General features: G+C 60.8%; 8 protein-coding genes and 1 pseudogene. 5 read left to right on the forward strand and 4 right to left on the reverse strand.

Features of this window, described 5'->3' with window-relative positions; translation table 11 throughout:
- Positions 1-233 precede the first annotated feature (233 nt).
- Positions 234-1703: a KAP family P-loop NTPase fold protein gene (locus tag CJ255_RS19710; protein ID WP_165774829.1), complete on the forward strand. Its 1470-nt coding sequence runs from the start codon at positions 234-236 to the stop codon at positions 1701-1703.
- 259 nt (positions 1704-1962) lie between these two features.
- Here CJ255_RS19710 and CJ255_RS19715 read toward each other — a convergent pair whose 3' ends face one another.
- Entirely contained in the window at positions 1963-2199 is a 237-nt protein-coding gene (locus tag CJ255_RS19715; protein WP_097645800.1) for a hypothetical protein, read from the reverse strand.
- 227 nt (positions 2200-2426) lie between these two features.
- Between CJ255_RS19715 and CJ255_RS24980 the strand changes: the two are divergent.
- From CJ255_RS24980 to CJ255_RS19725, 3 genes and pseudogenes are all read left to right on the forward strand, one after another.
- Positions 2427-2576, forward strand: a pseudogene (locus CJ255_RS24980) (element excision factor XisH family protein); the annotation flags it as partial.
- 6 nt (positions 2577-2582) lie between these two features.
- On the forward strand, positions 2583-2909 hold the full coding sequence (locus CJ255_RS19720; protein ID WP_165774830.1) for a XisI protein: 327 nt from the start codon (positions 2583-2585) through the stop codon (positions 2907-2909).
- A 100-nt stretch (positions 2910-3009) separates the two neighbouring features.
- Positions 3010-3276 (forward strand): hypothetical protein, encoded by a 267-nt coding sequence (locus CJ255_RS19725; RefSeq protein ID WP_097645802.1) that lies wholly within the window; start codon positions 3010-3012, stop codon positions 3274-3276.
- A 250-nt stretch (positions 3277-3526) separates the two neighbouring features.
- Here CJ255_RS19725 and CJ255_RS23030 read toward each other — a convergent pair whose 3' ends face one another.
- Positions 3527-3790 carry a hypothetical protein gene (locus CJ255_RS23030; protein WP_124682021.1) on the reverse strand — a complete coding sequence of 88 codons (264 nt, stop codon included), beginning with the start codon at positions 3788-3790 and terminating at the stop codon, positions 3527-3529.
- 217 nt (positions 3791-4007) lie between these two features.
- Between CJ255_RS23030 and CJ255_RS19730 the strand changes: the two genes are divergently transcribed.
- Positions 4008-5732 carry an IS1634 family transposase gene (locus tag CJ255_RS19730; RefSeq protein WP_097645803.1) on the forward strand — a complete coding sequence of 575 codons (1725 nt, stop codon included), beginning with the start codon at positions 4008-4010 and terminating at the stop codon, positions 5730-5732.
- A 349-nt stretch (positions 5733-6081) separates the two neighbouring features.
- Here CJ255_RS19730 and CJ255_RS19735 read toward each other — a convergent pair whose 3' ends face one another.
- Together CJ255_RS19735 and CJ255_RS19740 are read right to left on the reverse strand one after the other, a co-directional pair.
- On the reverse strand, positions 6082-8688 hold the full coding sequence (locus tag CJ255_RS19735; protein ID WP_165774831.1) for an MBL fold metallo-hydrolase: 2607 nt from the start codon (positions 8686-8688) through the stop codon (positions 6082-6084).
- Positions 8689-8767: 79 nt separating this feature from the next.
- Positions 8768-9217, reverse strand: coding sequence for an NUDIX domain-containing protein (locus tag CJ255_RS19740; RefSeq protein WP_097645805.1), 450 nt, complete (start codon positions 9215-9217; stop codon positions 8768-8770).
- Between the last annotated feature and the right edge of the window lie 336 nt (positions 9218-9553).

Genomic DNA, 9553 nt, shown 5'->3' on the forward strand with positions numbered 1-9553 from the left:
ACCTCGCTCCTCCTGTTGGCAGAGACACTCTCTGTCTACTGGGATGTGACCGAGGCCGAGCAATGGCGTGATGTGATGGAGTGGCTTCCAGTCTAAGAGGCTGTCTGAAAAGTCGGTCGCTACGTGGTGGAGTGCCGGCTTTAGCCGGCTAAAGCCGACACTCCACCGCGTGCCACGTAGCATGGAATGGCACTGACACCCTTTTCAGACAGCCTCTGATGCAAGGTTCTCTCATGACCACCCCCTCCGGCTACGGCGATCTCCCCGCCACCCACGACGAACTCGGCTTTACCCCCGCTGCCCAAGCCCTGGCCGCCATTATCACCGAGGCGGAGATCAGCGACACCCCGCTCACCCTCGGCGTCTACGGGCCGTGGGGCAGCGGCAAGACCAGCCTGATGCAGATGATCTTGACCGATCTTGACCACAACCGCTGCACCACCGTCTGGTTCGACGCCTGGCGCTACGCGCAGCAGGAGGCGCTCTGGCGGGCGCTGCTGCTTGACGTGGTTGAGGCGTTGCGTCTGCTCGTTGAACGTGATGCGACGTGGCTGCATGGCTACATTGACCACCAGAATCGCCTGCAGCCGGATCAGCCCCCGACGAGCATGGATGCCGAGGGCTGCGCTGCCACCCGCGCCACGCTCACCACGCGCCTCGACGATCTCACCGCCAGCCTCTACCGCAGCGTCGAGCGCGAGGAAAACGGGGCGCTGGAGTTCCAGTGGGACGCGGCGGGCAAACTGGTGGCCAATACGGTCATTCGTGCAGGCTTTAGCGCCATTCCTATCCTTGGTCAGATCGGCAAGGCGGTCGAAAAGGCGGGGGAGGCGGCGGGGGCAGAGAACTACCCCGACCAACTCCTCAACCTCTTCCAGCGCGAGCGCCTGCGCGTCTACCGCGAACAGGTGCAGAGCTTAGAGCAGTTCCGCACGGGCATGGCCACCCTCGTCAACGATCTGATCACCAGCCAAAAGCGGCGGCTGGTCATCTTCATTGACGACCTCGACCGCTGCTTGCCCGAACAGGCCATCGGTGTCTTAGAGGCGATCAAGGTCTTGCTCGACATTCGGGGCTGCATCTTCGTCCTCGGTGTGGATCGGGAGATTATTGAACACGGCATCCGCGTGCGCTACAAAGAGTTTGCGCTGGCTGAGGGCCACAGCGGCCCCTTCCCCGTCGCCGAACGGGACTACCTGGAGAAGATTGTCCAGATTCCCTTCACCCTCCCGCCACTCGCCCCGGATGCAATCACCGCCTTCTTGCAGCAGCGCCTGCCCACCGTGAAGGGCTTGAGCGACGAAGAGCGCCACGAAGTGGCACACCTGATGACCACCGGCCTGCTACGCAACCCGCGCAAGGTGAAGCGCAGCTTCAACATCTTCCGCCTGCACCTGCGCCTCGACCGCGCCCAGGGGCGCACTACCCCGGCGGGGCTGCTGGCCAAGCTCACCGTCATCCAGACCAGCTTTCCCGACCTCTACGAGCGCATTGCCAAAGCCCCCGCGCTGCTCAAGAGCATCGAAGCCATTGCCCGTGGCATCAACCTCGCCACCCCCATCCCCCAAGAGCTACGCGACGAAATGAGCCAACAGGATGCCCGCCTACGCGAGATGTTGCACCACGCCCCCTGGTACGAACTGCTCAGCGACACCGCCCTTGCGGAGTTGGTCTACCAGAGTCGGGTGACAGGAAAGGGGTAGGGGGAAGCGAGGGAACATGGTTCCCTCGCATCTCCTCCCGTCCGGCGGGGTGTGGGGCGCAGCCCTAGAGCTTTCCGCGATGGCAAGCCCCGTCCGTGGCCGGTAGAGCGTCGCGAGGAATTCGCGCAACACTTGACGACTGATCACGAGCAGGGTTCCAGCCTCAACATAGGCCGCTAAGGTTGCGCGAGCCTGTTGGTAGAGCGGAGCCGCGTGCCAACGAGCATAGACCAACATGTTGGTATCAACAAACAGACGCTCAGGCGCGACCTCGGTCATTGTAGAGTTCCTCACGACGGAAATCCCACGTACCGCCCATCAAGACGGTGGGAAGCACGCTTGGCGTGGTAGGCATGCGTACGATCACTGCCGGTGGTGGCCAAGAAGGTGTTCCTGTCGCCGCTTCACTGGTGAGTACCCGCGCCAAGCGCAGGCGCTCGGTCAGGGGCAAGCGGAGGGCTAAGGTGAGCGCCTCATCATAAAGGGTTGCAGTCATAGGATGCCTGCCTTTCGGCGCGGAAATCCAGCCGCTTGAGCGCTGGGATGAGCGCCACGCTGTAGCCCGCGTTCGCGTGCGCTGGCACGGGCTGGTTGCATAGGTGACGGTCTTTTTGGTCGCAAAACCCAGGAAGACCGCCGGAATAGCGAGAACCACCTCATTTTCGAGCGGTAAAGCGGTAAAGTGGTAGAACGGTAAAGTGGTAGAACGGTAAAAAGGATGGTTGGCATATTGAACGCGAACAACCAGAAATAAAGCTAGGGGATAACAAAGTCTATATTGACATCTTTGCCAGCCGGACAATCATTACCGCCTACAGGGAGAACGAGCGGATCGCGGTTGAAGTAAAAGGATTTACTGGCCCTTCTGAAATGGAGACATTGGAACTCCGAAATCACATAATTGAGGTACTCAGTGATGAGGCGAAGACCATTCCGCTAGGGGAAGATGATCTTGAGGTGGCATTGATCACCGATTCGATCCACGATCACTACCAAATCCTTTATCTTGGTTGGCAAGGGCCACACCGCACCTACACTCCCTTCATTCATGTACGCATTGTTGCAGACAAAGCCTACATCGAGCGTGACGGGACGGAAGATGGGATTGCCACCCGTCTTGAAGCACGCGGTGTTTCTCGGAGCCAGATCGTGCTTGCCTTCCATCCTCCCTTCAAACGGCCATTAACTGACTACGCGGTCGCATAATGCGACGTCAGTGAGTCGCCGCCGCACAACAACGACGTTCCTCCGCAACCCCCCGCAGCCCTGCTGCGCGGGGTTGTTGCATGCAGAAAGAGACAACACGATGAAAAAATTGGTCAGCGTCGCCACCCCCGCCGCCACCCACCTGCGTCGTCTCTCCGGCGTGCGCGTGGTACTCGATAGTGGCGCGTGGCCCCCCAATAATCCGCGCCGCCCCCCCTTTGACGCATGGTGGCAAGAGCTTGGCCGCTGGCGCAATGCGCCAGACGACGATGACCATCTTGCCTATGCCATCGCCATGGTACAGAGGACATGTCAGTTGCAAAGTCATCCTGATCGTCCGCAGATTACGCAGATGAGGAAGCAATAATCTGCGTGATCTGCGTATGCTTCGGCCCGCGAGACACGAACCTCCTCGCCTAGACTGCGCCCGATGGCAACGATCTCCGAATCACAGCCATCGGTTCGCCACGAGAAAGACCAGTGCACAAATCCGTGCCGTAACAGCCGGCGCAAACGGGAATGTTCCTACGAGCCTTCCCTCAGGGTGACAAAGCAACGGGGCGATCAACAACATCTGCTTCCCTAAAAATATTTACCTGAAATTAATAGAGTAGCATTCAGATCAACGTCCAACCGTTATAGAGGAGAAATATTCCAATGAATATATCTGTAAAGGCAACGATAGCAGGAAGCCAAAATCCGGCAATACTTAATCTATTAAAACGGTAGTTTTTACGATGATCTAAAAAAGTTCTTTGATGAAGAAGTGCATATTCTGAGTCAGGTGCGTATTTTTGTTCGAGTTGAACACCTCTTTTATATAGTTTTTCCCTTGTCTTTCTTCCAATAATATCGACAACAATAAACAAAAATAATGGCAATGCAGATATAAACCTCCTTGTTCGATAGTGATTCTATAGTTTCTCATTTATTGATTTGTGTAAAAAATACAATGCGGTATTGTTGCGCAAGCATGACGGATGCCGCTCCATGTGGTACAACTGAGTGAGACAGACGACTACCCGGAGGTTTCCCATGGCTGATGTCCAGATTGCCCGCGTTGATACGATCCCGATCCTGTTCCACTGGCTGCAATAGATGCATATTCAAGAACACATTGATGCGCATTGGACGCCGCATCGCGAGTGGGAAGGGCTGAGCTATGGTCAACTTGCCGTGATCTTTCTGATCTTCTTGATCCACGAACGGGATCACCGCCTCTCTGCCCTGGAGCCGTGGGTGGCAGAGCATCTGCCGACGCTGCTTGCCGTGACCGGTTGGCCGATTCGGGTGCAGGATGCTACCGATGATCGGCTCGGACGTCTGTTGTACATCCTGGGCGAAGACCCCGATCAGGCCACGACGATGCAACAGGGCCTCGGACGCCATCTGATCCGGGTCTATGACCTGCCAACCGAGATTGCCCGCATGGATACGACCAGTTTTAGTGTCCATCACGCGCCCGACGAGGAGGCACAGGGCCTTCGCGCTGCCGCGTTGCTGCGCTTTGGCTACCGCAAAGACAAGCGTCCTGATCTGTTGCAGTTCAAGCAGGCGCTCACCACTCTTGACCCCGGTGGCGTGCCGCTGCTGAGTACCACCGTGCCAGGGAATTGCGCCGATGATCCCCTGTACATCCCCGCGTGGCTCGACCTGGTTGCCTTGCTGGGCCACGCCAACTTCCTCTTTGTGGCCGATAGTAAGGCATCGGCGCTCGAGACACGGGCAACGATTGCCCACGGTGGTGGGCGCTCGCTCAGCCCACTGCCGATGACGGGCGACGTGCCCGCGTGGTTGCGCGAGCAGGTGACCAACCAGCCAGAGTCCATGATGGAGACCATTACCTTGCCGCCGACGCTCAGCGACCCCGACACCCCACGAACCGTCGGCAAAGGCTTTGTGATACTGCGCACCATGCGCGGTCTCACTGCTGAGGGCGTGGAAGTCGTGTGGAAGGAGCGCTGGATGGTGGTGCAGAGTACCGCCTATGCGGAGCGTCAACGAACCGCGTTCGACGCGCGGGTGCGGAAGGTGAATGCCCAGATCGAACGGATGCAGCCCAAAGCCGACGAACGGGCTGGGGATGTCGAGGCACGCATCATGAAGGTCTTGGACGACAAGGGGATGCGCGACTACTTCACCGTCAGCGTGCGTGAAACGCCCATCACGCGACGGAAGAAGGCGGGACGTGGGCGTCCGAGCGCCGACACGCCGGTCATCGAAACCACCACCTACCTCGTGCATGTCACGATCACGCGCAACGAGCCAGCCATTGCCGCCGATCGAACCATGCTGGGCTGGCGCGTCTACGTGACCAATGCCACCGCCGAGGAAGTGTCGCTGACGCGGGCCATGGGCATCTACCGGGAGGAGTGGACGGTCGAGCGTCCCATGCACGAGTTGAAACGTGGTGCGGTGCCGGTGTTGCCGCTCTTCCTGCAGTACGATGAGCGTATTCGCGGCATCATGGTGCTCTTCCTGATCGCCTTGCAAGTACTGACCCTGCTGGAATGGCAGGCACGTCGCACGCTGGCGGAGGAAGCGTCCACTGCAATTTGCTTTTTCACTTTAGATTACCGCAATTTTGACACTTTGTTAGCCCTGATTAAATGTGATTTTCGAGTGTCGGTTAGAAATGCCGCCCAAGCCCAACATGAAGTAGGCGGCGATCTTGCCACCTACACCCCAATGATACGTTCTACGCAGCGATCATGCAACTTATTAACCGCCATCTCCATCCCCCCAAACTACTTCACCAAGTACGGGCTACTCTACGCCGGAACCATGATGCGCTGCGTACCGAAGAAGTCTAGGCCAAACTGAGACAGAAGGCGGGATCGAATGGGTCTATCTGCACCGCCGCCCCGAAGGGCTATGCCTATCGGTCGAGGCATGCTACGTCGCCGCGCCACATATCATTGCCAAGAAGGAGAAGCAGCGCTTTGCTACGCGCTGGCACCACCAGACCGACGAAGCAAGCCACGGCATCAGCCAGATCGCGCTCTTCTGAAAAGCCCTCCGTCGGCCCGACTACGCAAGACCACCAGCACGCCCCCCAGCGATCATCGCTGGGGGGCATGCTGCTTCGCCGTTGCTGCGCTCATGCATCCACCCCTTCCTCGCTTCGTTACACCAGGGGCCACATCCGGTGCATCCTGCGCTGGTATTGCAGCTAGGTCTGCTCCTTCACCCTGAGTTGCCAGCCGGTACGCTCGCGAAAGGTTTGGGCTGCCGCTGTCAGCGCGTCGGCCTCACCGCTCGCCGTTAGGCGCACCGCGACTTCGCGGGTTGCGGCATGAATGGCGGGGTTGCCTTGGAGGGCAACCTCGGCGGGGAGCGCCTCGCGGGCGGCGCGCAGCAGCGCCTCTTGGTGTGCCTGCGGCCAGATCCCGATGCGCCAGCCGATCTGGGCAGCGAGTTCGCGCAGTGAGTCTGCGTAGTGTGTGTGGGCCACCTCAGGAAAGTGGAAGCGCAGCGTCACCGTGCGCTTCGCTTGGTCGGCGCTGGCTTTGTAGCAGCCCGCTTCGGGGGGGAACCATGTACGGGCGGTGGTGAGGGCGACGTTGAGTTCGCTCGGCTTGGTGCCCTGGGGCGGATTGAAGAACTCCTCTTTGGGCGCGGGCGCAGGCGTAGCGCTGCTCGGCGTGTGGATGCGTAGCTCCCAGCCGCTACGCGCCGCAAAGGTCTCGGCAACCGCCGCCAGCGTAGTGGCATCGGCGTCGCCGGTGCAGCGCACCTCAAGGCGCTGTGCCTCATGGAAGATCGCCGGGGCACGCTCCGGTGTGAGACCGGCGGGCAACAATGCCAGCGCCAACGCGGCCAATTGCCCCTGGTGCGGCTGCGGCCAGACCTCGACGGGCGCACCAAGCTCGGCCTGCAATTGGGCCAGCAGCGCCGCATCGCGCTCCGCCGCCACATCAGGAAAGAAGTAGCGCAGCGTCACTGTGCCGATCTCAGGATCCACGCTGCGCTGGTAGAGATCGGGGGGATCGCCGAGGATGCGATCCACCGTGGCGAGGATGGCGGTTGTGTTCGGACGCGGCCCCCGCCGCCCGCTGCCCGCTGCCTGGGCGCGCCGCACCTCGGCGGGTGTCGGCAGACGCCAGAGGCCAGGGGCATGGGGCAACGGCGCAAAGAAGGGCGACCCCTCGTTGAGCAGTTGCGCCAGCACCTCCTCAACCGTCGTCCCCTCCGCCTCTCCCGCATCCTCGCCTCCTCGCCTCCCCGCCTCACCACTCCCCGCCTCCCCGCTCCACGCCCGCGCCAACTCGCGCAGACTGAACACCTGCACCCCGGTGCCGTCGCGCAACGCCTGCCACAGTCGTTCCAGTCCCGCAGCATCGGGCAGCTCGCCCGCAACGGCAACCGCTGCCAACGGCGCAACCGGCGGTGGTGGCGGCACCGCCACCCGTCGCCCGCCCCCCTTGCTCGGCGCAATGCTCAACACCTGGCCATCCTGCGGAATCACGACCTCCGTCATGCTGTGTAGCCGCGCCGCGAGCGCCGCTCGCGCTTCGGGATCGCCATGCACCAAGGCGACCGTCTTGGGCTGCAAGGCCCGTACCATGGCCGCCAACTCATCGCCGTCGGCGTGGGCGCTGAGGCTGTAGCGCCCCACCTCGCAGGCGACCGGAAGCTCCTGCTCATTCAGGCGCAGACGGCGTTCATGCGGCGGCGCGTCGGCCAGATCGAGCAAGCGTCGTCCAGGGGCTTCCTCATCCACATAGCCACTAAAGAAGATTGCCGCGTTGGGATCACTGGTAATCCGCTCGGCATACCAGACCGAGGGGCCGCCGGTGAGCATCCCCGACGAGGAGATGATCGCGCAGGGTGGGCCGGTCAAGACCCGTTCACGCATGGTGGGTGAATCGACCGGCTTGATCATGCTGCTAAAGAAGGCCCGACCACCATTGAGGATGTACCGGCGTAAGCTTGGGGCCAGCGCATCGGGAAAGGCCACGTAGGCCCCACAGACCGCCCGCACCAGGCCGTCCACCGCAATAGGAAAGGGGGGAATCATGCCGTCGCGTTGGGCGGCACGCAGAATCAGGATGACCTCTTGGGCACGGCCCAGCGCAAAGGCGGGAATGAGACAATGGCCCCCACGGGCAATCACCGTTGCCACCGCCTCGGCCAGCTTGCGCTCCTCCAGGGCACGATTGGGATGCATGCGTGCCCCATAGGTACTTTCCAGCACCATCAGATCGGGGCGACGCGGCGCGGGCAGCGCGGCACCGAGAATCGTGCGCTGCGGCGTCGCGCTCACATCGCCCGAAATCACCAGACGGCCATCGGCAGCGTCGAAGCCAAGACTCAGCGCCCCAGCGATATGGCCAGCGCGTGCCGCATGGACAACGATCCCCGGCAACTCCGGCAGCGTCTGGGCACCCTCGCATAGTGGGCGCAACTGGCGCAACACCTGAGCCACCAGCGCCTCATCATAGAGCGGCAATTCCAATTCATCGGCGGCCCGCTTTGCCATCACACGCACCGCATCACCAAGCATCACCTCCATCAAGCGGATGGTCGCGGGACTCGCATAGATGGGGGTGGCGGGATGACGGGCAGCCACCAGCGGCAGTGCCCCAATATGATCGGCGTGGGCGTGGGTCACCAGCATGGCATCAAGGCTCACGCCATCGAGCGATGCCAGATCGGGCAAGCGGTCGGGTGAATCGACACGCACCCCCGCATCAACGAGCAGCGTCCGTCCCGCGAGGTGGATCAAGTGGCATGTGGCACCGACACCGCTGGCACCACCAAGAACGTGTAGTTGCATAGGTTTTGATAGTTCTCGTTCTGGATTCTCGACACGTGTACGCATACCAGAGCACATCGCTGCCATCACGCAATGTGCGTTATGATGCATACCCCAACAACGACCGAAGTTGGTGCAACAGAGGCGGCGTGGCCTTTGCTGCGGCAAGTTCCGGGTTCCACTGCGCGGGATCGCGCAGATCGAACCATGCCACGTCACGAATCGTTGCCAGCTCATCGTGCGCGTCATCGGGATCACTGCCTGGCCGCGCCTCGCCCGTGACGACGCGACAGAGATAGGTGTGCAGCCATGTGTAGCCACCCTCAGGAATGTCGGGCGTCACCCAAAGTAGCCGCTCTACGATGACCGTCAGGCTCGTCTCTTCATGAACCTCGCGGCGCACACACGCCTCGGCATCCTCATCTGGCTCACGCCCGCCACCCGGAAAGATCCAGAACTGATGACCGTTCGTGCGGTCGTAAACCTTGACGAGCAGGACATGATGGTCACGTACAATCGCGGCTTGGTAACGAATATCGCGCTGTGGCATGATATGGTACCGCTCCGTTCTTAGAAGCTGTCTGAAAAGCCGGGTGGCACACGCTGGAGTGCCGGCTTTAGCCGGCTAAAGCCGGCACTCCAACGCCAAACCATAGACTTTTCAGACAGCCTCTTAGGGTAAGGTTCCAGGAAGCAGAACATAGGAACGAGGGCTGAGGCTTCAGAATGCCTTGGAGGGCTCAAGACGGTAAAGTACCCTTCACCTCTCCGCATGATCAAGAACGCTCAAGCGCATTGGGACGCCATGTTCGGCTATCGGCTATCGGCTATCGGCTATCGGCTATCGGCTATCGGCTATCGGCTATCGGCTATCGGCTATCGGCTA

The organism is Candidatus Viridilinea mediisalina (genome assembly GCF_002532535.1).
GTDB classification, from domain to species: domain Bacteria; phylum Chloroflexota; class Chloroflexia; order Chloroflexales; family Chloroflexaceae; genus Viridilinea; species Viridilinea mediisalina.